The organism is Oscillatoria nigro-viridis PCC 7112 (assembly GCF_000317475.1).
Taxonomy (GTDB): domain Bacteria; phylum Cyanobacteriota; class Cyanobacteriia; order Cyanobacteriales; family Microcoleaceae; genus Microcoleus; species Microcoleus nigroviridis.
This window is the reverse complement of sequence record NC_019729.1, coordinates 6,037,424-6,058,659: the sequence shown is the minus strand read 5'-3', so window position 1 is coordinate 6,058,659 and position 21,236 is coordinate 6,037,424. Positions and strand designations below refer to the sequence as shown.

The window sequence follows — 21,236 nt, the reverse complement described above, 5'->3', positions numbered from 1 at the left end:
TCAGCTTTTAGGATATTGCTTGAATGAAGGCCTCACACCTCAATCAAACCGCCCAAAGGTGCAACTCCTAACTACACGCTAGTCATCTACGCGCCTGCTCGAATAATAACCTTTAATCTCGGAGTTAAAAAATTTGCCTGTAGAATCAGCATCTTGCAGAGATTCCCAAATTTGGGGTTCCACATCGCTGTATTGATAGACTGACCCGCTGCTAAATTCTATTTGCAAAACTTGCTCCTCTTCGTCGTATCCGATCGATCTAGCCATTTCGGAATCTACCGACATCATCGCAATTGGTTCTTTGCTTGAAGCAATTTCTTTTAATTCTATACCAGCACTGAGTTCTGTTGAATCTGTATTCGCGATGAAATCAACCATTTGCAGCCCTTGCATTGCAGCTTCGGGAGCGGCAATTTCAATAAATTCGACTTCTTCCCCCCGATCGATTAACAGTCCTAGCTGGCCGTTAGAGTGACCAACTGCTAATACGTTGCTCAAGTCTATTTTGGATAGTTTCATGGGATTTGTCAAAAATTGATTTTACGTCAATATCTCCCCCGCTTTGCAAGTTTTGATGCCGGGAAAATAGTCGATTAATTAATAGTTTATTGTGAGTTGGCTAAAAAGTCAATATATATATTTTGCGAAAATTCTGGCAGCAATCTAGATGTAAGTTGCGCTAGGGGTATCCTACGTTGATAAAATTTGCCTGCTTATTAACAAAACTTGACAATAAATTAAGAATTATTGCCGTAAAACAAAGGTAAAGTTGCGGTAATTGCAAGTTAAATCCCAAGCAGCAAAAGCGTTTGAGCATTTCTCAAATCTGTAAATCCTCAGAAAGTTACTATTTCTAAAGGATTCATCCGGTGAGAAAATCAGAAACAACCTTAAAATTTAGCAGTAATCGCCCGATCGGGCAATTCTCAACCAGCACCAGGAAAAATACCTATGAAATTGGCTTATTGGATGTACGCAGGCCCAGCCCACATCGGCACTTTGCGCGTGGCCAGTTCCTTCAAAAACGTCCATGCGATCATGCACGCACCGATTGGAGACGACTACTTCAACGTCATGCGTTCCATGCTGGAGAGGGAACGGGACTTCACCCCAGTGACTACCAGCGTCGTTGACAGACACGTACTGGCGCGGGGTTCGCAGGAACGGGTGGTGGACAACATCACCCGCAAAGACAGAGAAGAACACCCAGATTTAATCGTGTTGACTCCGACTTGCACCTCCAGCATTCTGCAAGAAGACTTGGAAAACTTCGTGGAGCGAGCTCAATTGGATGCCAAAGGCGATGTATTGCTGGCGGATGTCAACCATTATCGGGTAAACGAACTGCAAGCTGCCGATCGCACTTTGGATCAAATCGTCCAATTTTACATCAACAAAGCCCGCAAAAAAGGCGATTTAGTAGAAGCCAAAAGCGAAAAACCATCTGTCAACATCATCGGGATGTCTACGCTGGGTTTCCACAACCAGCACGACTGCACCGAGTTGAAGCGTTTGATGGCAGATTTGGGCATTGAAGTCAACGAAGTTATTCCCGAAGGTGCTTCGGTTCACAACTTGAAAAGACTGCCGCGCGCTTGGTTTAACTTGGTTCCTTATCGGGAATTGGGGATGATGGCCGGGGAGTATTTGCAAAAAGAATTCGGCACGCCGATGGTGGATATTACGCCGATGGGTGTGGTAGAAACTGCGCGCTGTATCCGCAAGATTCAGCAAGTTTTGAACGCTCAAGGTGCGGATGTTGATTACGAAGATTTCATCGACCAACAAACGCGGTTTGTGTCGCAGGCTGCTTGGTTTTCGCGATCGATCGACTGCCAAAACTTAACCGGCAAAAAAGCCGTCGTATTTGGCGATAATACGCACGCTGCGGCGATGACGAAGATTTTGGCTCGCGAGATGGGAATCCACGTTGTGTGGGCAGGAACCTACTGCAAACACGATGCTGATTGGTTCCGGGAACAGGTTAGCGAGTATTGCGATGAAGTGCTGGTGACGGACGATCACGGGGCGATCGGGGATGCGATCGCCAAAGCCGAACCTTCGGCGATTTTCGGCACGCAAATGGAACGCCACGTAGGTAAGCGGTTGGATATTCCCTGCGGCGTAATTGCTGCACCGATTCACGTCCAAAATTTCCCGATCGGCTACAAGCCATTTTTGGGTTATGAAGGTACAAATCAGTGCGTAGATTTGGTGTACAATTCCTTTACTTTGGGAATGGAAGACCACTTGCTGGAAATCTTCGGCGGCCACGATACCAAGGAAGTGATTACCAAGGGGATTTCGGCTGATTCTGATATGGGTTGGACGAAGGAAGGACAGGCTGAGTTGAATAAAATCCCAGGTTTTGTGCGGGGTAAGGTGAAGCGGAATACTGAGAAGTTCGCGCGCGATCGGGGGATTGACAAGATTACCGTTGAGGTTCTTTACGCGGCCAAGGAAGCTGTGGGCGCATAGGTTATTGGTAGGGTGGGCAAATGCCCACCTTACTCAAAATTCAAAACTGCTTTAAGCAGGAATGACCTTTTCTATACGAGATAGTAGATTAAGCGCCAAATCATCTTCTTCTATCACATCTCGGTTTAATCTCTCTTGAAGTAGCCAAATAAGATGATTTATCGAAACTTCCTTAACTTTGATATTACCGTAATCACTGATTTCTCGCGTTTGACCTAGAGTAATAATCCAAACTTGTTTGCTTTTGCCATCAATTCTAAGAGTTTTTTTCTTTTGTACACCGTCTGAGGCTCTAATGTTAAATGTCAACTGAGCCTGCTCAAGCTTATTTATATAGTTTTCTATTTGGTCTTTTTTATATTCTTCAAAACCATCCCTGAGCGTGCAATCATACATTACTGCAAGGTTGCCAATAATGAAAAATCCATCTGCTCTACCAGCTTGGTTTCTCTTGTCATATTGATAGAGATAATGAATGCCCAAATTTTTCAATAATAAAAAAGTCAAGTCCTCAAATTCACTTGAACTTGTTGTATGTACTATTCGCTTAAATTGCTCAATTATTTGGTGTTTAAGTTCATCACAGGTGATCGGACTGGGGAGCAACTCAGCAGGAGCCTCATTTTGATCTATTGGGTCAACATCAATAAGCTGGATTCTATTGGCAAATCTTCTCCCATCTTCGCTCTCACCAATGGTAAAGGTAACTGCATCGCCTACTTTCAGAGTTTCAACTTTATTATCTTCTACTTCCTTGGCTATAAAATAGAGGTCTTTAGTGCTGCCATCAAGCGTAATATAACCGGATCTCTTGTTAGTAAAAATAATTTTTACATGGCCATGAAAACGAGTTTGTGTTGCAGAATACCTATGCTCTCCTTCGATAATTAATTCTACTTGATTAGCAAAAAGCAGAGTACCCTCCTTGCCTTTCCCAATCGTAAAAGTAACGATATCTCCCTGTTTCATAGTATCAAATTTATCGTTTTTAACTTCTGAAGCAACAAAATAAAGGCGCTCATTTTTATCATCGGGCGATATGAATCCGGCTCTTTTGTAACTCAAAATTTTTGCCACTCGCCCTTGGAAGCGGTTTGTCTCTGAAATTTCCCCCATCTTTTTTACCTGTACTGAACGATAATTGAGAAAGTAGACTTACTTGAGCTGAGATTGATTGACTTTAGCATCACTATACTATAAGCTTGAAAGCGTTTTCGCTACAATAGATTTATCAAAACAGCCTATCTTAGATATAGACCGTCCGCCCAGAATAAAATAATATGGATACAACAGTAAAAATTCTCGAAGATTCCACAACTATTACAGGTTTCTACGATAAAGAAGCGGATGTTCTTTATCTCTCGCTGGCGGAACCGCGTGAAGGTATAGCTGTGGACATTAGCGATGGAGCGATCGCCCGTTATAATGAGGATAGTGAAACAATTGTCGGCATTACTTTAATTGGATTGCGACAGCGGGTTTTGAAGGAATTGAATCACAAACTGCACGTACCACCTCATCCAAATGGGTGGGCGGTGACAGAGGAAAATGTAGAGTCAAGTCAAAAGGTATTTCCGACTCAGGAAGCAGCGTTTAAATATGCCGTGGGCTCGGCAAAAGCTCAATGGCTTGATGTGGTAATTCACGGTGAAAATGGAAAAGTTCAGGAAACGATCGATCCAGCGATAGATGCGCTGTTGCAGCGTAGAAGCGATAGCCCCGAATCTGACGGAGAGAAGCGCGAATGTTTGGGAAGTGTTTAGATTTAGGGCAATAGATACCTGTTACTCAAGGGATCATAAATCGGCTTATTTAGCTGTTGTAGGGGCGGGTTCACCAACCATCTGCGCCAAAAATAAACAATATTGAAAACCCGCCCTCACCCAACGATAAATCTCATCCGGTAGGCTGCGTATCTGTGAGATTTGCGATTTATTTCGGAGATTGTCGATTGCAACGCACCCATTGTTTTTTGGTATTTATCATGGGGATGGGGCGGGTTTTTGAGATTGTTAGTTTTTGTCAGAGATGGTTGGTGAACCCGCCCCTACAAGTCAACGGATGTATCAAATAAAACGTTCATTTTTAGATAAACTTCCCGATTCTTTCTTCGCGCATATCGGGAATAATTGTATCCCAATTAATCAGTTCTTGATTTTTTCTTAATGCTGCTTTTACAACTAAGACTCCACCAACATAATGAACCTCGCACTCTTCATCCATATTTGCTGGTTTGCTGTTGCCAGTTTCCTCTGGCGGCGAAGCTACTTCCTGCTTTCTCCGCTGCCATAACAGGAAGTCAGCAAAGTTGAGGATTTCTTGCAGTTCGATTTCAGAGAAATTTTTCAGTTTGTCAACAATTTGTTCTTGGATAGGTATCACGGCTATTTTTTCCTTGCTTAACACGATTGCTAGATTCAGTTTAACATCAGGCAGGAGCGATCGCCCTCACTCCTCATTTTGACTATCTTCTTGCTCAATCTCCTCAAAATTCACTTGTTCGTAAACATCAGATAGAGGAACTTCAACCTGGAAGGAATTAAACAGTAAAGCCGTATCTTCCTCGTCATACTCGCTATACAACCATCTTTTATTCTCGGTTTGAGAATACTGTTCAACTTTAATTTTTGTTTGGTCAATCAGAATGTATTCTCGAAAAGAAGGAATAGTTTTGTAAAATGTAAACTTGTCAACTAGATCGTAGTTTTTAGTAGACTTTGATAAAACTTCCACAATTACGTGAGGGTTGGTAATCGTGTCTGTGCGATTGCTGCGGTACTCAGGCAGCCCAAAAATTACCATTACGTCGGGATAAGTGTACAGTCGCACTTTTGGTATCCACAGACGCACGTCACCGATGAAGATGCGGTAATTCTGTTTTTTGAGAGCAAGACTTAAAGCAATGTACAAATTGCCGGCGATTTGATTGTGATTAGTAGATCCGCCCGTCATAGGAATAATTTCCCCGTCGAGATATTCGCTTTTGTACTCTGCTGTTTCTTCCAGTGCTAAATATTGCTCTTCTGTGCAGTAACGTTGCTCGGTTGTTTGCAAAGTGCCTGTCATCTTGATGTTCTCCCGCAACGATGTTGAACAAATATTTCTTTTAAGTGCGTGAAGCGGAGCTATCCCGAAGGGAATCGCTCACTTAAATGATAACCCGCATTTCCAAAAAAGCGATCGCCCTTATTCCTCCCCGCTTTCTTCTGCCTCATTTTCCGCCTCAAAATCTACCTTTTCATAAACATCGGCCAGCGGCACTTCAACTTGAAAGAAATTAAAAACTAGCGCCGCATCCTCCTCATCGTACTGACGATACGACCACCGCTTGTTTGCCAACTTACAATACTGTTCTACGTAAACCTGGGATTGGTCAATCAGAATATACTCTTGAAATGTCGGCAGCGTTTGATAAAACTTAAACTTATCACTGCGATCGTAAGCTTTAGTAGATTTTGATAAAACCTCAATAATAACTTGAGGATTCATCACGGTATCCTGGCGATTATTGTAATGCTCAGGTTTACCCGGAATTACCATCACATCGGGATAAGTATAAGTTCGCTTTTTCGGCAGCCACAGACGCACGTCGCCGAAAAACACTCTATAATCATGTTTTTTGAGGCCAAGACTTAATGCGATATAAATATTTCCAGCGATTTGATTGTGATTCGTAGTTCCACCTGTCATTGGAATAATTACTCCGTCGCGATATTCACTTTTGTATTCTGCTGCTTCTTCCAGGGCTAAATATTCTTCTGGAGTGAAGTAGCGCTGTGCTGTTGGCTGTTCTGTTACTTGTAGAATAGCTGTCACGGTTTTTTCCCCAACTCAATTGATATTTTGCGTCCAGTTTAACATTGCCCGAAAGTAGGGGCGGGCAGGATGCCCACCCCACAACAAAAACCATTCTTTGTGGAACAGGCATCTTGCCTGTTTTTGATAAGATTCCAACATCTACGATCGCCCTTCTCAAACCAAGGGCGATCGTATAGCGTTTCTCATAAAGATGAGGTACAATAACAGCAGTGAGTAAACCAATTCCTCATATCGGATAATGTAACTTGATTGAAGGCAAACTCTATCGCTTTTGCTAATTCTCGGTAATTAGTCGTCTTGATAGAACGGAGAATGTTTTTGAGTTTTGACCATAAATGTTCAATTGGTGAGAAGTCGGGCGAATATGGTGATAAGTATATTATTTTTGCCCCTTGACTTTTGATGGCTTTTTCTATTTCTTCGCTTGTGTGAATAGTACAATTGTCCATCACTACACAAGCACCTTTCCAGAGTTTTGGTACGAGCTTTCGGATGATAAAAGCCTCAAATGTAATTGTATCAGTTGTACCTATTAAGTTGACTGATGTTAGGACTTCATTGACTGATATAGCTCCAATTATTGAGACATTTTTCCCCCGTTTATTTGGTTTTTGTCCCCGAGCCCTTGAACCTTTTAGAGAACGAGCATATAACCTAACCATTGCTAAGTTGACTCCTGATTCATCAATGAATATTAAGTCTTTAAAACAAACTTCTCGGACTTTTTGCCAGAACTCATATCGCAGACCCTGAACTCGGTCAGTGCCTTTCGCGCTCGGAAAGAGAGTTTTTTTTAAAAGTCATGTTTAAGAGTTTTGCCATTCTTCCCATCGTTGCCACGCTGATGGTAAAACCAATTTTCTGGTACAGTAAATAACGGAGTTCTTCGAGAGTTGCATCATTATTTTCTTCAATCAATTCGGCTAAAATCAGTAGTTGTTCTGCATTGAGTTTCAATTTGACTCCGCATCGCTCAGTTCGAGGAGCAATGTTTTGGGTCTCACGATACTGCTTAACCAATTTTTGGACGAAACTTAGGGCCACACAAAAACGGTTAGCTATTGCTCTTTGTGACAGCGGTTCATTATGGTACACATCCATAATTTTTTGTCTAAAATCAATCGAATAAGTTTTCATTTTTACTAATGTGTGATACTTACTAAAATCCTTGATATTTGTCATTCGAGTGACTGCTGTGGGTCGAGCGATTGTTCGCTCGCGCTCCATTTAATTAGAGCTGCATAACATTTTGGGGTTCTATATTTTTCACTCCGTTCAAGTCAGTTATATCATACCTCATCTTTCTGATAAATGCTATACGCTTAGGGATGAGAATTAAATAAAATCCACTTTTCATGACTGTTGTGGGATGGGCTCTTATAGCCCGTCTATCGGGGACGGGCGGGACGCCCATCCCACAAGAAAAAAGGGAAATTATTTAATTGACGATCCTTATCAACTCGCCACCAAAATTAATCGATCGGATCGAAAACTAAGGTCAATCGAGCAGCCGGAAGCAGTTGTTTGAGAACTCGCAAATGACCCTCTGCATCTGACCAACTGCGAAACCGACCGACAACGACCCTTTGTAGATTCGGAAGCAAACGAACAACGATCCACGGTCTGAGACGTTTCTCATACGGCATAATAGGTGTATCTCCTTGTTAATTGGAGCCATAGCCAGTCCTGAGCCCTCGGAAAGCATCGGACTGGCTTTTGACTTTTGCATACTTAAGTTTAATCCAAATAAAGCAGTTTGACAACCGCAGCGGTCTATTGTGCAACTGTTACAGTCTATACAGCCCAAAAATTGACCTACAAGGTGCTAGCATCTGCCTTGCAAAGGTTGTGAGCAGTTAAACAGTGATCCGGTGGAGATTAGCAGTTGTCATGGCCGATCGGAATATCAGTAATAAGGAATTGGCTGTCCTAACCGGGATGAATCCCAGGTCTATTTCTCGGCTCAAAACTCGCCGTTACCTGACCAGAATAGACGCAGCAACGTTAAACGTTCTCTGCAAATCACTGAATTGCAAGCCCGGAGACTTAATGGATTACGAAGAGGACAATCCCGATCGAGGCTGAAATTTGAGGGCACAAGCAATCGCACTGTTTTGAGATAATTTGTACGATCGCCCTTCTCAAACCAAGGGCGATCGCACTTAATCAACTCGCCACCAAAATTAATCGATCGGATCGAAAACTAGGGTCAATCGAGCTGCCGGAAGCAGTTGTTTGAGAACTCGCAAATGACCCTCTGCATCAGACCAACTGCGAAAGCGACCGATAACGACCCTTTGTAGATTCGGAAGCAAACGAACAACGATCCACGGCTTGAGACGTTTCTCATACGGCATAATAGTTGTATCTCCTTTGTAAAGGTATCTCCTTTGTTAATGGGAGCCATAGCCAGTCCTTGCTTTCCACGGCGGGGGACTGGCTTTTGACTTTGCACCTGTGGTGTGCTGTACAAATTATTGCACAAAAGGCCCTCATTGGTAGCAGAAAATTACTAAAATAGCGTTATAACACCGCGATCGGCGTAAACTTGTATGATTGGGAGCGTTCACAAACAGTAAATATTGACAGTGAGCAAGCGCGTTCACATCACACTCCCCGACTACATCTATGAATCCTTAGAACTGTGGGCCGACCGGCAAGGTAGACCCACAGCTAGTTTGATCGCTTTTATCGTTGAAACGGCGGTTTTGGAAGCGAAAAAAAAGGGAGATTTACCTTCTGAACCTGAAAAGCCCAAAAGCGACACGTAAAGACTTCCCTCCTGGGTTGCTGGTGCGTGTCGCCCGATCGCACTTATCGAAATCGATCGAAACTAGCATCAGCGCCCGCAGTTGGCGCCCAATATTTAAAATAATTCTCTGCTTTGTCCTCGCGATCGCCTGTTAGTGCATAAGTCCTCTCAGCAATCGAAAGTGCCAGTTATTTGATTGTCCGCCGGCTAGTCAGTTGCAGGGAAATTCACAGAAAAATATCATTCTCAGTAACGAACTTTCGACTATACATTCAATCCTCTTGTGGGGCGGGCTTCTAGCCTGCCCCTAAAAGCTTATTGAGAATAGTGCCCGATCTCAGGGGAAACGGAAATTGCATCCAAGGATTTCCTCCTTGAGGCCAATTGTGAAAACCGTACTGTTCGATCGCCCTCATCAATCCAACTTACCTAGATTAGACGCATCAACATATTTTAAAGGAATGACTTATGAACTTCACAGCAAGACTCACACAAACCAGCTTACTCGGTTTAATGCTATTTGCCAGCAATCCAGCGGCAACCTTTGCTTTAGGACAATCGAACACAAGCACTGCACCAACAGCGTCTCGCACTCAGTCTCCGATTGAAACCATACAAATAGCTAATGTATCCACTCCCCAAAAACAGGTGAGAGATTTTTGTGTTCGCAAAAGACAGACACTGGCAAACTATTTCGAGACCAGCAACTTTCGGATTTATCTGTGCTACAACCACGCCCATCAACTATATTACTACGGCGTTAAAAAGAGTAACGGCAGCACGATCGCCCTGCGTGCTCGAACTGAAGAGGGGACTGGTTACGTGGCAAAAAATGGTGCCTACGACTACATTGTTACAGGAGCTAGCCTCAGTATTTATAACAAAGGCAAACGCATTCTCGAACAACGAGTGATTCGCTCCCTTTAGTATTTAAATGCGATCGCGCTTTCAAGCCCCGACTTCTTCAAAAAGCCGGGGATCTAACAGAATATCTGGCTTTTCTGCTGAGGCAGACGAAAGTTTGTGTAATTTAACCTCGAACTCAAATGACCGAGAATTTCAAAGGTGGTACCCGCCACGCGATCGATCCGTGGAATCAATCCAAAATCTCAAATCTCAAATCCTTGCATCCCCCGAATTTATCTCGCGCAAGTCAATCCTTGCATCTAAAATCTAAAATCTAAAATCTAAAATCGAATGACCGGCGCTTCGCCACATTTGAGTTTGAGGTTAACAGGTTTCAACCGCCGAGTAATCTCAAAATAAAAAAAACCTCCCCAACAAGGAGAAGGGAGGGTGAAAAGACAGTGAGAAATTTAAGTTTTTGCAGAATTAACAATAAGGAGTTACATCTTCGCCACACTCGTCAGCCAAATAACACAAAGCTCGAAAGCGCAGCCCAACCACTTGCTCGTAAAGCGGATTTAACTTGCACAGCGGCGGAATGGATAATAAAGTGCGATCGCCAATTTTGACTTCTCGCTCAAACGGACACTGACTGGGAATAAACTTACACAGCAACCGAGCCAACTTTTGACTTTTAATGGCCGTGTTATCAAGCCATTGTTTTAGCGGATGCAAGGGGTCAAAGTGTGGCTTTTGACCGTAAGGTTGAGAATTTGTAGCGACATTAACGGCTTTTTCTTGTTTGCCAAATCCTACCCAATTTGGCAGAGTTCGGTAGGAGACTGTATGCTCAAATACGTTCATTTTGCTCTCTTCCTCTTTTATAACGAGGTGCCAAGAACTCTCTGTAGAGCTTGTGCGATATTATCTACAATCAGTATCTACAGCATCTCGTTTTGCTTTACCGGATTGAACTTCTTAAATTAATGACTTAGGGCGAGAAAAGTAGTTCCTGATTTTTTTGAGTTCTGGTGTGCGATCGAAAAAGTGTCCTCATTTCAAGCCCAACAATTGATTGATAGGGTAAAAATTTTGTCTTCTACGTTCTAGCTTCAACCTTTGGTTGACTCTCCTTTTGTAGTTCAATTACAATTGTGACGCATCTAGGTGAATTATCCTATACGTGAAAATGCGGAATTTTTAATAAAACTTATAATATTTCTAAATAAGCTCTGCTGCAAAAAACCCTGAAACCTCGCCCCAACAATCTTTGCTCGCGATCGCTCAGAAACTTCTACAATGAGAAATAACCGGTATCACCGCCCTTACAACCCATGAGTAACCCAGAAACCAAAGCTATCGCCCGCGAATTGCAAAGCCACGCCGCCATTCTCGGCGGCTTCGTCTCCCTCCTCTGGATTATCGAAATTGTCGATGTATTCCTGTTCAGAGGCAGGCTGAATGCCTACGGAATCCGCCCCCGCAGCCTCGACGGACTTCAAGGCATCCTGTTGATGCCTTTTCTGCACGGCAGTTTTGCTCACTTAGCCGCCAATACCCTCCCTTTAGTGACATTTGGTTGGTTGATCATGCTGCGAGAAATTAGCGACTTTTTTATCGTGAGTGCCGTCACTGTGCTAGTCAGCGGATTCGGAGTTTGGCTGACTGGGGCGCCCAATTCCGTTCACATTGGTGCCAGCGGATTAATCTTTGGTTACTTCGGCTTCTTGCTGCTGCGGGGCTATTTTGAACGCAGCTTTACATCTATTTTGGTATCTTTAATTGTCGGTTTCTTCTACGGCAGTTTAATTTGGGGAGTTTTGCCCTCGCAGCCGGGAGTTTCCTGGCAAGCGCATTTCTTTGGCTTTGTCGGCGGCGTATTAACCGCTCAACTTTTGGGGCGGCAGAAACGGGAAATTAGCTAGGATTAGGACTTAGGGTGCAGGGTATCATTACCTTGGTTTATTGCCCCGAAGTTGTGTAAAATGATAGGTTTTTTGTCAATAAACCAGGTTGATTTTCTAATAACTTCGTCCCCGACAGCAAGACTAACTGCTGACCAATAATTCAACGCGGGCCGGCAAGCACACAGTAAAAACTGAACCGCAATCTAAGTCGCTTTTTACGTGAATATCGCCGCCCATCATCACGCAAAAGTGACGGCTAATAGTCAATCCCAAACCCGTGCCGCCATACTTGCGCGTAGTTGAGGCGTCGCCCTGCATAAATGCTTGAAATAAATGCTGCAATTGTTCGGGGGGAATCCCAATGCCCGTATCAGCTACGCGAAAAATTATTGAGTCGGAAGGTTCTGCTATTTCTTGAGTGGTTAAGCTGTCATGTTTAACTCTTTCAATACAGAGGCTAATAGTGCCATGTTCCGTAAATTTTGCTGCATTGCTCAGCAGGTTGAGCAATATTTGACGAGTTTTGGTAATGTCAGCATACATCATTCCCAAGTCGCTACCACAATCAACTTCAAACTTATTAAAATTTTTATCTATCAAGGGTTTGACAGTAGAAACTACCTCGTCAATTAAATTAACCGGGTTGAAAGTTTCTAAGTAAAGTTCCATCCGACCCGCTTCAATCTTAGAAATATCTAGAATGTCGCTAATTAAAGATAGCAAGTGTTTGCCCGCTGTTTGAATTTTTTCCAAGTCGGGGATAAAATCTTCGCAGCCTAAATCCTCGGCGTCTTCTTTGAGCATATCGCTGTAACCAATAATCGCGTTGAGGGGAGTTCGCAATTCGTGGCTCATATTAGCTAAAAAGGCGCTTTTGGCTTGGTTTGCTGCTTGAGCGGTTTGAGCGACTTTTTGGAATTCTTCTGCTAACTTGCGCTGGGTAATATCTTCGGCAATACCGACGATGCGGTAAATTTCTCCGGTTTGGCTGCGGACTGGAAAAGCCCGATCGCGCACCCAGCAAACTGAACCGTCCGTTGGCGTAGCCCCCGTAGGGGATCGCACTACCCGATACTCCTCATCATAATCCCCCCGCACCTGTTTCTCAAAAGCAGCCTTGACGCGATCGAGATCCTCCGGGTGAATAGCATCCCAAAAAGCCTCCGGTTCTGACTGCAAACTCTGACAGCTCAAATTCCATATTTTTTCGCAAGCAGGGCTCACATAAACTAGCTGCTTTTGATTGGGTTCTCTAATCCAAAATACCTCATGAATATTTTCTGCCAACTGGCGAAACCGCTCCTCGCTGGCCCGCAACTTCTCCACAGCACTGTGAAATTCAGTCACATCCTGAATCAGCGATGCCACCCCAATGATGCTGCCGTCAGCATCTACCAAAGTCGTATTGTACCACTCGCACAGAATTATTTTTCCGTCTTTTCTGATGTTCTCGTTAAGGCTGGTAACTCCTCCTTGATTAGTGAGCAAAGTTATAGATAGTTGCCTGACATACTCCTTAGAACTTTCAGGAACTATGAGATCGACTCCGTGGCGTCCCATAGCTTCCAAGCGGCTGTATCCAAAAATTCTTTCCGCTGACAAATTCCATTCCGCTACTTCAAAGTTTAGATCCCATTCAATCGCTCCCAAAGGAGTTTGGTGAAGATGGAGAGCCAGTTTTTGCTGCGAGTTTTTCAGAGAAATAATTAATTGATTTTTGTCGGCGATCGCCGATTCTACCCGATCCTCGAGAGTAGTAAACGACTCTTCCAATTGATCGGCCATCATATTAAAAGAGCGAGCCAGGACACCCACCTCATCCTCCCGCTCTACAGACGCCATCAAGCGGCGATCTACTGCGATCCCGTCCCATTCTCCCCGGGACAAAGCCTCCGCAGCCTTGCTCAGACGCTGAATCGGTACAACAATCCACCTAGAAGTCAGAGCCCCAATCGCCGTTGCCAGCACCAAAGCACCCAGACACATCACCACAGTATACCGAGTGTTAGCATTAATCCTTTCCATAAAATCGGCTTCAGGAACCGTCACGACAATCAACCAGTCGAGGCCCCTGCTGTCTAAAAGCGGCGTCACCTGTAGAAATTGCCGTTGACCGTCGATCGTAAAATCTAACTGGCGAGATCTGTCAATTTTGTGCAAATCCCCGAAGCGTTCTGTCAAATAGCGGGCGGTCGATCGAATTAGAACATTCTTGCTGCTCGCTGCCACAATCCGTTTCGCCACACCATTGCTAACAATAAATGGCGGTTCCCGAGTAGAATTTGCCACCAATTGCCCGGATCTTTCTACAATAAAAGTCTGTCCTGATTTGCCAATTTTTAGAGTTCCCAAGAATTGATTTAGCTTGGAAAGTGCCAAGTCAGAACCCAGGATGCCAATCAGTTTCCCATCATCGCCATAAACTGGTTGAGCAGCCGTAATCGCTAGTTTGGGAGCGTCAAAATAATTATAGATTTTACTCCAAGTCGGTTTGCCTGCGCGCACCGGAGCTATGTACCAAGGCCGGAAACGGGGGTCGTAGTTGAGAGTATTTTTTAATAGCTTGGTTGGTTTGTCGAACTCGGACAGCGCGTAGCTCTGCAAATTATAGCCAGTAGATTGATTAGAAATCTGAACTTGCAACTTGCCGTCGTCGAGGCGTTCAACTCCAATAAAATCTTTTTCTTCGGATGCGAATTGAATGTAGCTAATTTTATCAAAAATTTTGATTTGTTTGTAGAAGTAGCGTTGCAAACTATCACTATCCTGCACGTTCACAATGCCGAGACGGATGGCATCGAGATTGAGCTGATTAATTTGGTGTGGCGTTTCAATATAACTATTAATATGTTGCTGGATACGCGATGTGACTTCTGCCCGCAGTTGGGCGGCAACATCGTTGACGGCTATGCGCCCGTTCCGCAGCGACAGCCACCCCGTCAACCCTACCGCAGCGAAAGTCTGGAGGGCAAAAGGCACAACAAGGACGATGCGAATTGGCACTTTACCCGACATCTTTAAAATCGGGTCGGTCAGATATTTGATTGGCATGGTAAAGCAGAACTATTATGAACCCACAACATTCCGGTCATTCGATTTGAGATTTGAGAGTTGAGATTTGAGATTGACACCGCGGATAAATCCGGGGGCTTGAGGATGCAAGGATTTTGGATGCTTTCGATTGATTCCACGGATAAATCCGGGGGCTTGTACCGTCAAGAAATTATTGGTCAAGTACAACTTGATGAGCGCAGGTTTTGAAGTTGAGATGGTTTTAGTAGGCAAAGTGCTGTTAATAACTCGGAATCTGCCGCTGGCAACTGAGTTTTTAACGACTGCCACCGTCATCTTAGCGCGATCGGGAGCTTTGGGAACATTGGCGATCGAGATGAATGCAGTATCAATCCTGGACTCACTCTACACGCTCATACTATTATAGATTTGAGATTCAAGAATTAAAGAATTGGGAAAAACTGATTCTGTAAGGGTTTAGAATTTTTTGAACAGGGATCTCAAACCGGGTTTTTTTAGTGTTTTGGCGGTCTGCAACGAACTATTTTCGTGAAAAACAACCGATGGATAGCCGCCCGTGCGTCCAGCACTAACTATTGTTCCACTCCTGACGCCCGCTAATGAAACGAATCGAGTTTTTGGTTGACTCATGCCTGAAATGAGGTATTTTGGCGTTTCAACCCGGTTGCTGCGTCAGTTCTATTTGACCGATAGCGCGATCGAAAGTTATAAGTTTTGACAGGAACTTTAATTGATATCTCCACAAGCAGCTACTTTTGATAGAGTGCAACTTAATTCCGGCAAGGTAAAATAAGCATAGTGGGATGCAACTAGCGGAGGCATGGATTATGAACGCAGTTATTGCTACTCTTGGCACTGCTCTCGGACTGAGCTCAATTTTGATCGGTTTGACCCCGGCGGTTCTCGCCCAACAAAGACTGCAACCAACGCCCCAATATTCGGAAACGACTTTATCTGGGGACTCGTTGAGGACTGTGGAGGACAGAACCTTAGACTCGGACTACCAAAACTTGATTGGTGAACCAGAAACGGCGGCTAATTCTGCTAGAAGGGAAAGAAGCTTGGGCGACACATTTCGCCTCAAAATCGAGGGCCCATTGGAATTTATTACCACTCCTTCGGACGCCCAGCGTCAAGGAAATCCTTTACCTCCAAAACAAACCGACAGCGGTACAGAAGCGGGAGTTCAGCTTCAGCTAGGACTTTAGCAATTTTAAATAAATTGATGTGAAGCAAACGAGCGATCGCGGAACCCAATTTTTGATTCTGGGAGTTATTGTGACTGCGATCGCTTTTTTATCTGAATTTTATCACAAGTTTTGTGCGGTTTCCCTCACACCTGGTTCTCTATTGTGAACCTAAAATTAGACCAATTAAACTTCCGATACAGACCTATTAGCTACATATCTTTACAATAGCGCATAAAACTGGCGGTGAAGGTGATGAGAAAGGCTCAACTGATCGATTATTTGCGGGGAGAGTTGGCAATATCGAATTCTGCCATCGCCGTTGCTCTCCGACACGGTGAACAAGATGCCAGCGAACTGCCGATGGTGCTGTGGCAGTACGGGTTAGTGACACTGGAACAGTTAAACCTGATTTTTGATTGGTTGGAAGCTCAGCCGACTTAGCAATTTAAAATCCTGAGTTCAAAAATATGGATATCGGATTGCTATTTTTTGACCAATAAAGCTTGCACAAACGGTCGTCGAAAAGTATGGGGTTAAGTGTTTAGGTTGAGTGTGGGTCTTATTTTGTCCCAATTAGAAAAATACAAATATACAGTAGGGACACAGCACTGCTGTGTCCTCATTTTTGTTGCCGCCTAAAATAAACTGCTTTCATATCAAATCTGGCAGCATCGGAATTATAGTCATTTCAAATAAGTATGAGACACTCTTTCTGCACAATAAGCACGAATAACTTCATCAAGAGATGTGCCAGGAGACGCATACATTTTAGCTCTCTTTAATGCACTAAAATCATGCTCAATATCATTTAAGTCAGGAGAGTATTTTGGTAAAAAAAGTATCTGATGGCCTGCTTCCTCCACCAGGAGCCTAATTGCTGTCTTACGATGAATCGGTGCATTATCCATGATTAATATTGATGGTATTGTTAAAGATGGCAATAAATATAAAGCTAACCACCCTTCAAAACTTTCTGCATTCAAGCTCCCTGTAAAGACCATAGGTGCAATCAAGTCCTTGTTGCCTTTTCTTCTTCCTGCTACTAAATTTTCTCTTTTTCCGCGTTTTCCTTGTCTCTCCCCATATACTTTTCTCCCTTTTTTTGACCACGCATAAACACAAGCATGAAACTCTTCAAACCCTGACTCATCAATAAATACAAGGCTTTTACTCCCATGAACTTTAATTAAAGTTCTCAGTGTTTGGTAGTATTGTATTCTTTCTTCTCTATTCCTTTCTCTATAACGAAATTCTTTTTTTTTATCGTAATTTTCATTTTCTTTAAGGCATAGCATATGGCACTCGCTCTCACCCCGAATTTCCTTGCTCTTTCTATTAATCTTGCTTCGGGATTTTCTTCTACATCTTTTCTGAGCATTTCCCAGTCTATCTTTCGCTCACGGTGTTCTACCTTAGTGGCTCGAAGGTCTTCCCTCCCTAGCCATCTGTATATTGTTGCTCTTCCTACTTTAAACAGGGCGGCGGCTTTGGTTATACCCCCTCCATTTTCCACATAATCCACTACTCTTTTTCTTAAATCTAGACTGTATGCCATTTTTCGGCTCCGAGTTAACAATTTTTCTTGATTTTACATCATCTTGCATTTGTCTCACATTTATTTGAAATGACTATAATATTACCCACAGCTTTCGAGACGGCAGTGCCGTGTCCTCCATATCATGTCGCTCGTGCAACCGGAAACGATATCAATCTGTCGAAGATGCGATCGCAGACGGCATCAAACAGAGGGTTTGACACTCTCCTGGCTAAAGCCGAGGAGATTCTTGATTCGCAGAATCGACTTGCCGGTGCAGAATTACTTCAACATCGGTAGCGGTCAATTCTCCACAAGCGTTCGGATCTAAGATCCAAGTTCCGACGTGCCCCGCCGTACTCAATCCCCGACTTAGGATATTTTTAGCTGCGTTCCAGTCACGATCTAATACGCATCCACACCGACAAGCGTGGGTTCGCGTTGAGAGACTTTTCTTAACAATTGTTCCGCAACTATAGCATTCTTGACTTGTTCCGTTAGCTGGTACGGCAATCGTAATTCTTCCGAATACTTTGCCAAAATATTCCAGCCAAATTCGGAACATATACCAAGAAGCGTCGTTAATCGATTTTGCCAGACAGTGATTCTTCACCATATTTTTAATCCTCAAATCTTCGTAGACTACGCAGTCGTTAGACTGGATGACGCATCTTGCCAGCTTCACGGCAAAATCTTTACGCTGTCTGCTGATTTTGAGGTGGCGCTTTCCTAGAATCGCTCTAGCTTTTTTTCTGTTTTGCGAACCCTTGACTCGTTTTGAAACTCGTTTTTGGGCTTTCTTCAACCTGCGTTCTCCCTTGCGGAGGAAACGCGGGTTATCGACTGCAATGCCATTTGAGTCAGTGTAAAACTCTTTAAGTCCTACATCTAACCCGATGGCGTTACCCGTGATTTCAATCTTTTCAGAACGGTCAACTTGAATGCAAAACTGGACATAATATCCGTCTGCCCGTCTCACCAAACGTACTCGTTTGATTTGACTGCGCTGAGAGAAATGTAAGTCGCGCGTTCCTTTTAATTTAAGTTTGCCGATTCCTTTTTTATCGGTAAAAGTGATTGATTTTCTGTCGTCTGCCAGACGCCAGCCCGTAGTCTTGTATTCGACGGAGCGGTTGTGTTTCTGGAATTGCGGGAATCCTTTTTTTCCTGGGACTTTCTTTTTACAGTTGTCGTAGAATCGGGAGATTGCCGACCACGCTCTTTCTGAGCTAGATTGTCGAGCCATGCTGTTCAAGTCATCGCCAAACGGAAATTCCTTAGCTAAAACAGCGCTATACTTGTTCAATGCGTATTTATCAACTTTTTCGTTTTCCATCCAAAACCGCAGTGCTTTGTTTCGGATGAACTGCACTGTTCTAATTGCTTCGTCTACAGCGTCAAATTGCTGTTTTTTCCCGTATGCCTTGAACTCAAAAACTAACATGACTTCGACCTCATCACGATAGTCTTATGCTACCAGAGTCGGCTTAATATCCCTCTAGTTGTTCACCAAGATTTACATGGTTTTACTTGACAGCGCCATCCTGAGAGCTCAGAAAATAGACTGGGAGGCTAAAGCCTCCTTGCCCCTTTCATCCCCGGACTAAAGTCGCGGGGTTTTCAGGGTATTATTTATAAAACAAACCCCAGCAACTTTTAGGCTGCCGGGGCTTGTCTTGTTTAATTTGGTGGCGGGAAGTGGATTTGAACCACTGACCTTCGGGTTATGAGCCCGACGAGCTACCAGGCTGCTCTATCCCGCGTCGCTTTCTCTCTCTGTAGCGGTTTCCAAAAACAAAACCCTGAAACCTTAACGATTACAGGGTTCGCTTGAATTTGGTGGCGGGAAGTGGATTTGAACCACTGACCTTCGGGTTATGAGCCCGACGAGCTACCAGGCTGCTCTATCCCGCGTCGCTTTCTCTCTCTTTAATATAAACATATCTTTCTGACAATTGCAACCCCTAAATCAAAAAAACTTTTTAGATGATGGGAGGGGTTGCTGAAATCGGCTCACAGCCTCGATCGCCCTAAAGCATCGAAACTTCGCCGATTACCTCCAAGCGCTTAAACTCGCTGAGAGTCAGGTAAGTCTCCGCCAGAGTTTCGGCGATTGTCGGAGTAATCCACCCCAACTGCTTGAGCAAGTGAATCGCCACAGCAAATTGAGCGCGCTTTCCCCCATCCGTCACCTTAATTGCCAAGCCCATGCCTTCGCCAACCCGGCCAATGCACTGCACCCCTTCGGCGCCGGATTTGCTCACCAATTCCCCTTGAGTCAAGCGCATCAGTTCCGTGTCAAATTTGCCCTCACCGGCAACCATTATCGGGTGATGAGTCATAGCGCGGACAATCCGTTCCATATCCACATTGTTCCCGGAGGCTAACTGAGCGTACAAAGAGGCCATTTGCCCCAACTGCAACAGATAGGTAGGAGCGCCGCAGTCGTCGCGAGCGCTGATAAACTCTTCGGCAGGCATTGCCAGCAAGTCAGCCACTTTGCCCAAAATAAGCTGCTGGACAGGATGTTTGCGGCGTAAATAAGTGTCCAGAGGCCAGTGCAGTTGCTGGCAGACGGCCAGCATTCCGGCGTGTTTGCCGGAGCAATTGTATTGCAGGGGGCTCTTTTTGCCTTCTGGAATGGGGCATTGAAGTTTAGAGGGGTCAATGTCGCAGCGCCACAGGACGTTAAATACCTGGCGCGATTGCTCGATCGTACCTTGATGAGAACTGCAAATAATCGCTAAATCTCGATCGGTCAATTCGTAGCGTTCTAAAGTGCCAGTCGCCGTCACCGCCAAAGCTTGAAAAGGCTTGAGTGAAGAACGGATAAATGAGGCCGTTTCCGAGTTACCAGCAACAGACAGAACGCGCCCGCGGTTGTCGCAGACAGCGGCCTGGGCGCGGTGCCTCGATTCCACAATACCTTCGCGCAGCAGTGTGACTTCCAGTTCGGGAGCTTGGGTTCGTTTTCCCCTTGTCATATCAATTTTAGATTTTAGATTTTAGATTTTAGATTGGGGCCGGTGGAAGTTATGAGTTGCGAGCTGCCAGTTAAGAGTTACAAAGTTAATCTTTCGGCGATCGTTTCTCACTCATGCACTCCGCGTGCGCTGTTGGCTGTGGGCGGCAATCTCAAAACTCAAAACTCCCTTCCATTCCCGATTACAAACAACTCCAAGTTAGTCCCCCGGCAACCAGCAATACTGTCAAACCATAAAATGTCTGCCGCAGACGCCTGAGAATTGGTTCTAGTTGGTAGTTGACAATCAACTGGTCTTGAAGCAAAACTTCGGGAGTTTTAGGCCAAGATTGACAATCGTACCAGCCAGACTCTTCGTAGACGACCGTGGGATTTGAAAGGCGCGATCGCACGTAGAACCAACCCAAGTAGAGCCGCAGCAAAGCTAATCCTAGAATAAAACCGGCACCTGCGGCACTGCTGAGGGCAAACTGAGCTGGATACTTGAGGGGAGCAAAGCTAGAAGCAGCTATCGGCCCCGATACCAAGCAACTCCAAGCCCAAACCCAAGCTAGTTTTGCGAGGTATCCGGGCCAATTGAGTGTTACCCAGCTAAAAAACCAGGATTCTTTAAGTTCTTGGTATTCATTGATCGGTCGCTGTTCTTGCGGAACCGGACAAATAGAAGCAGAAACGTTTTTCACATTAGCCATCC

General features: G+C 44.4%; 24 protein-coding genes and 2 tRNA genes. 9 read left to right on the top strand and 17 right to left on the bottom strand.

Annotated features, from left to right (window positions below; all coding sequences use genetic code 11):
* Positions 1–78 precede the first annotated feature (78 nt).
* Entirely contained in the window at positions 79–519 is a 441-nt protein-coding gene (locus OSC7112_RS25315) for a KTSC domain-containing protein (protein ID WP_015178565.1), read from the bottom strand.
* Between the two features lie 432 nt (positions 520–951).
* On the opposite strand from OSC7112_RS25315, the gene bchB reads away from it, so the two are divergent.
* Positions 952–2,478, top strand: a complete 1,527-nt coding sequence (gene bchB / locus OSC7112_RS25310; protein WP_015178564.1) for a ferredoxin:protochlorophyllide reductase (ATP-dependent) subunit B — start codon at positions 952–954, stop codon at positions 2,476–2,478.
* Positions 2,479–2,529: 51 nt separating this feature from the next.
* Here bchB and OSC7112_RS34760 read toward each other — a convergent pair whose 3' ends face one another.
* Positions 2,530–3,594 carry a cold-shock protein gene (locus tag OSC7112_RS34760; protein WP_015178563.1) on the bottom strand — a complete coding sequence of 355 codons (1,065 nt, stop codon included), beginning with the start codon at positions 3,592–3,594 and terminating at the stop codon, positions 2,530–2,532.
* A gap of 164 nt (positions 3,595–3,758) precedes the next feature.
* Between OSC7112_RS34760 and OSC7112_RS36180 the strand changes: the two genes are divergently transcribed.
* Positions 3,759–4,241: a DUF2188 domain-containing protein gene (locus OSC7112_RS36180; RefSeq protein WP_015178562.1), complete on the top strand. Its 483-nt coding sequence runs from the start codon at positions 3,759–3,761 to the stop codon at positions 4,239–4,241.
* Between the two features lie 322 nt (positions 4,242–4,563).
* Here the strand turns inward: OSC7112_RS36180 and OSC7112_RS25290 are convergent, their stop codons facing one another.
* The 5 genes from OSC7112_RS25290 to OSC7112_RS40185 form a co-directional block, all read right to left on the bottom strand.
* Positions 4,564–4,860: a hypothetical protein gene (locus OSC7112_RS25290; RefSeq protein WP_015178561.1), complete on the bottom strand. Its 297-nt coding sequence runs from the start codon at positions 4,858–4,860 to the stop codon at positions 4,564–4,566.
* 66 nt (positions 4,861–4,926) lie between these two features.
* A complete protein-coding gene (locus tag OSC7112_RS25285; protein ID WP_015178560.1) occupies positions 4,927–5,544 on the bottom strand; it encodes a Uma2 family endonuclease in 618 nt (205 codons plus the stop codon).
* Between the two features lie 120 nt (positions 5,545–5,664).
* The gene (locus OSC7112_RS25280; RefSeq protein ID WP_015178559.1) at positions 5,665–6,294 is read right to left on the bottom strand and encodes a Uma2 family endonuclease; all 630 of its coding nucleotides are present in this window, start codon (positions 6,292–6,294) and stop codon (positions 5,665–5,667) included.
* 185 nt (positions 6,295–6,479) lie between these two features.
* Positions 6,480–7,434, bottom strand: a protein-coding gene (locus OSC7112_RS37290; RefSeq protein ID WP_150111637.1) for an IS630 family transposase whose coding sequence is annotated in 2 segments (ribosomal slippage) — positions 6,480–7,092 and positions 7,091–7,434 — 957 coding nt in all. Because the reading frame shifts where the segments join, the coding sequence is not laid out codon by codon here.
* A gap of 335 nt (positions 7,435–7,769) precedes the next feature.
* Positions 7,770–7,943 carry a hypothetical protein gene (locus tag OSC7112_RS40185; protein WP_015178557.1) on the bottom strand — a complete coding sequence of 58 codons (174 nt, stop codon included), beginning with the start codon at positions 7,941–7,943 and terminating at the stop codon, positions 7,770–7,772.
* Between the two features lie 217 nt (positions 7,944–8,160).
* Between OSC7112_RS40185 and OSC7112_RS25260 the strand changes: the two genes are divergently transcribed.
* The gene (locus OSC7112_RS25260) at positions 8,161–8,382 is read left to right on the top strand and encodes a helix-turn-helix domain-containing protein (protein WP_015178556.1); all 222 of its coding nucleotides are present in this window, start codon (positions 8,161–8,163) and stop codon (positions 8,380–8,382) included.
* Positions 8,383–8,480: 98 nt separating this feature from the next.
* Here OSC7112_RS25260 and OSC7112_RS40180 read toward each other — a convergent pair whose 3' ends face one another.
* A complete protein-coding gene (locus OSC7112_RS40180; RefSeq protein ID WP_015178555.1) occupies positions 8,481–8,654 on the bottom strand; it encodes a hypothetical protein in 174 nt (57 codons plus the stop codon).
* Positions 8,655–8,885: 231 nt separating this feature from the next.
* Between OSC7112_RS40180 and OSC7112_RS25255 the strand changes: the two genes are divergently transcribed.
* Entirely contained in the window at positions 8,886–9,068 is a 183-nt protein-coding gene (locus OSC7112_RS25255) for a ribbon-helix-helix domain-containing protein (protein ID WP_015178554.1), read from the top strand.
* 449 nt (positions 9,069–9,517) lie between these two features.
* Positions 9,518–9,976: a hypothetical protein gene (locus OSC7112_RS34755; protein ID WP_015178552.1), complete on the top strand. Its 459-nt coding sequence runs from the start codon at positions 9,518–9,520 to the stop codon at positions 9,974–9,976.
* Between the two features lie 405 nt (positions 9,977–10,381).
* Here the strand turns inward: OSC7112_RS34755 and OSC7112_RS25245 are convergent, their stop codons facing one another.
* The gene (locus OSC7112_RS25245; RefSeq protein WP_015178551.1) at positions 10,382–10,759 is read right to left on the bottom strand and encodes a Mo-dependent nitrogenase C-terminal domain-containing protein; all 378 of its coding nucleotides are present in this window, start codon (positions 10,757–10,759) and stop codon (positions 10,382–10,384) included.
* A gap of 470 nt (positions 10,760–11,229) precedes the next feature.
* Here OSC7112_RS25245 and OSC7112_RS25240 point away from each other — a divergent pair, with 470 nt between their 5' ends.
* The gene (locus OSC7112_RS25240; protein ID WP_015178550.1) at positions 11,230–11,820 is read left to right on the top strand and encodes a rhomboid family intramembrane serine protease; all 591 of its coding nucleotides are present in this window, start codon (positions 11,230–11,232) and stop codon (positions 11,818–11,820) included.
* Positions 11,821–11,943: 123 nt separating this feature from the next.
* Here the strand turns inward: OSC7112_RS25240 and OSC7112_RS25235 are convergent, their stop codons facing one another.
* On the bottom strand, positions 11,944–14,853 hold the full coding sequence (locus tag OSC7112_RS25235; protein ID WP_015178549.1) for a PAS domain S-box protein: 2,910 nt from the start codon (positions 14,851–14,853) through the stop codon (positions 11,944–11,946).
* A gap of 130 nt (positions 14,854–14,983) precedes the next feature.
* Between OSC7112_RS25235 and OSC7112_RS25230 the strand changes: the two genes are divergently transcribed.
* From OSC7112_RS25230 to OSC7112_RS25220, 3 genes are all read left to right on the top strand, one after another.
* Complete coding sequence (locus tag OSC7112_RS25230) at positions 14,984–15,241, top strand: hypothetical protein (protein WP_223300688.1); 258 nt, start codon at positions 14,984–14,986, stop codon at positions 15,239–15,241.
* A 421-nt stretch (positions 15,242–15,662) separates the two neighbouring features.
* Entirely contained in the window at positions 15,663–16,043 is a 381-nt protein-coding gene (locus OSC7112_RS25225; protein WP_015178547.1) for a hypothetical protein, read from the top strand.
* 234 nt (positions 16,044–16,277) lie between these two features.
* Positions 16,278–16,466, top strand: a complete 189-nt coding sequence (locus OSC7112_RS25220) for a DUF2949 domain-containing protein (RefSeq protein ID WP_015178546.1) — start codon at positions 16,278–16,280, stop codon at positions 16,464–16,466.
* Positions 16,467–16,708: 242 nt separating this feature from the next.
* On the opposite strand, the gene OSC7112_RS37285 is transcribed toward OSC7112_RS25220, so the two are convergent.
* From OSC7112_RS37285 to OSC7112_RS25185, 7 genes are all read right to left on the bottom strand, one after another.
* Positions 16,709–17,320, bottom strand: coding sequence for a transposase (locus OSC7112_RS37285; RefSeq protein WP_223300650.1), 612 nt, complete (start codon positions 17,318–17,320; stop codon positions 16,709–16,711).
* Positions 17,221–17,580 (bottom strand): IS630 transposase-related protein, encoded by a 360-nt coding sequence (locus tag OSC7112_RS41260; protein WP_041622479.1) that lies wholly within the window; start codon positions 17,578–17,580, stop codon positions 17,221–17,223. The genes OSC7112_RS37285 and OSC7112_RS41260 overlap by 100 nt, the downstream gene beginning before the upstream one ends.
* Positions 17,581–17,791: 211 nt before the next feature.
* Positions 17,792–19,003 carry an RNA-guided endonuclease InsQ/TnpB family protein gene (locus OSC7112_RS25205; RefSeq protein WP_015178545.1) on the bottom strand — a complete coding sequence of 404 codons (1,212 nt, stop codon included), beginning with the start codon at positions 19,001–19,003 and terminating at the stop codon, positions 17,792–17,794.
* A gap of 242 nt (positions 19,004–19,245) precedes the next feature.
* Positions 19,246–19,322, bottom strand: a tRNA-Met gene (locus OSC7112_RS25200).
* Between the two features lie 74 nt (positions 19,323–19,396).
* Positions 19,397–19,473: transfer RNA gene (locus tag OSC7112_RS25195), tRNA-Met, on the bottom strand.
* Positions 19,474–19,589: 116 nt separating this feature from the next.
* The gene (locus OSC7112_RS25190) at positions 19,590–20,543 is read right to left on the bottom strand and encodes an asparaginase (RefSeq protein WP_015178544.1); all 954 of its coding nucleotides are present in this window, start codon (positions 20,541–20,543) and stop codon (positions 19,590–19,592) included.
* A 181-nt stretch (positions 20,544–20,724) separates the two neighbouring features.
* The gene (locus tag OSC7112_RS25185; protein ID WP_015178543.1) at positions 20,725–21,234 is read right to left on the bottom strand and encodes a CGLD27 family protein; all 510 of its coding nucleotides are present in this window, start codon (positions 21,232–21,234) and stop codon (positions 20,725–20,727) included.
* Positions 21,235–21,236 lie beyond the last annotated feature (2 nt).

Excerpts from the sequence above, each read along its gene's own strand:
- OSC7112_RS25220 (WP_015178546.1), top strand. The coding sequence starts at position 16,278 with ATGAGAAAGGCTCAACTGATCGATTATTTGCGGGGAGAGTTGGCAATA.
- OSC7112_RS40185 (WP_015178557.1), bottom strand. The coding sequence starts at position 7,943 with ATGCCGTATGAGAAACGTCTCAGACCGTGGATCGTTGTTCGTTTGCTT.
- OSC7112_RS34760 (WP_015178563.1), bottom strand. The coding sequence starts at position 3,594 with ATGGGGGAAATTTCAGAGACAAACCGCTTCCAAGGGCGAGTGGCAAAA.
- OSC7112_RS25285 (WP_015178560.1), bottom strand. The coding sequence starts at position 5,544 with ATGACAGGCACTTTGCAAACAACCGAGCAACGTTACTGCACAGAAGAG.
- OSC7112_RS40180 (WP_015178555.1), bottom strand. The coding sequence starts at position 8,654 with ATGCCGTATGAGAAACGTCTCAAGCCGTGGATCGTTGTTCGTTTGCTT.
- OSC7112_RS41260 (WP_041622479.1), bottom strand. The coding sequence starts at position 17,580 with ATGGCATACAGTCTAGATTTAAGAAAAAGAGTAGTGGATTATGTGGAA.
- OSC7112_RS25225 (WP_015178547.1), top strand. The coding sequence starts at position 15,663 with ATGAACGCAGTTATTGCTACTCTTGGCACTGCTCTCGGACTGAGCTCA.
- OSC7112_RS25315 (WP_015178565.1), bottom strand. The coding sequence starts at position 519 with ATGAAACTATCCAAAATAGACTTGAGCAACGTATTAGCAGTTGGTCAC.
- bchB (WP_015178564.1), top strand. The coding sequence starts at position 952 with ATGAAATTGGCTTATTGGATGTACGCAGGCCCAGCCCACATCGGCACT.
- OSC7112_RS36180 (WP_015178562.1), top strand. The coding sequence starts at position 3,759 with ATGGATACAACAGTAAAAATTCTCGAAGATTCCACAACTATTACAGGT.
- OSC7112_RS25185 (WP_015178543.1), bottom strand. The coding sequence starts at position 21,234 with ATGGCTAATGTGAAAAACGTTTCTGCTTCTATTTGTCCGGTTCCGCAA.
- OSC7112_RS25205 (WP_015178545.1), bottom strand. The coding sequence starts at position 19,003 with ATGTTAGTTTTTGAGTTCAAGGCATACGGGAAAAAACAGCAATTTGAC.
- OSC7112_RS25245 (WP_015178551.1), bottom strand. The coding sequence starts at position 10,759 with ATGAACGTATTTGAGCATACAGTCTCCTACCGAACTCTGCCAAATTGG.
- OSC7112_RS25235 (WP_015178549.1), bottom strand. The coding sequence starts at position 14,853 with ATGCCAATCAAATATCTGACCGACCCGATTTTAAAGATGTCGGGTAAA.
- OSC7112_RS25240 (WP_015178550.1), top strand. The coding sequence starts at position 11,230 with ATGAGTAACCCAGAAACCAAAGCTATCGCCCGCGAATTGCAAAGCCAC.
- OSC7112_RS37285 (WP_223300650.1), bottom strand. The coding sequence starts at position 17,320 with ATGCTATGCCTTAAAGAAAATGAAAATTACGATAAAAAAAAAGAATTT.
- OSC7112_RS25190 (WP_015178544.1), bottom strand. The coding sequence starts at position 20,543 with ATGACAAGGGGAAAACGAACCCAAGCTCCCGAACTGGAAGTCACACTG.
- OSC7112_RS34755 (WP_015178552.1), top strand. The coding sequence starts at position 9,518 with ATGAACTTCACAGCAAGACTCACACAAACCAGCTTACTCGGTTTAATG.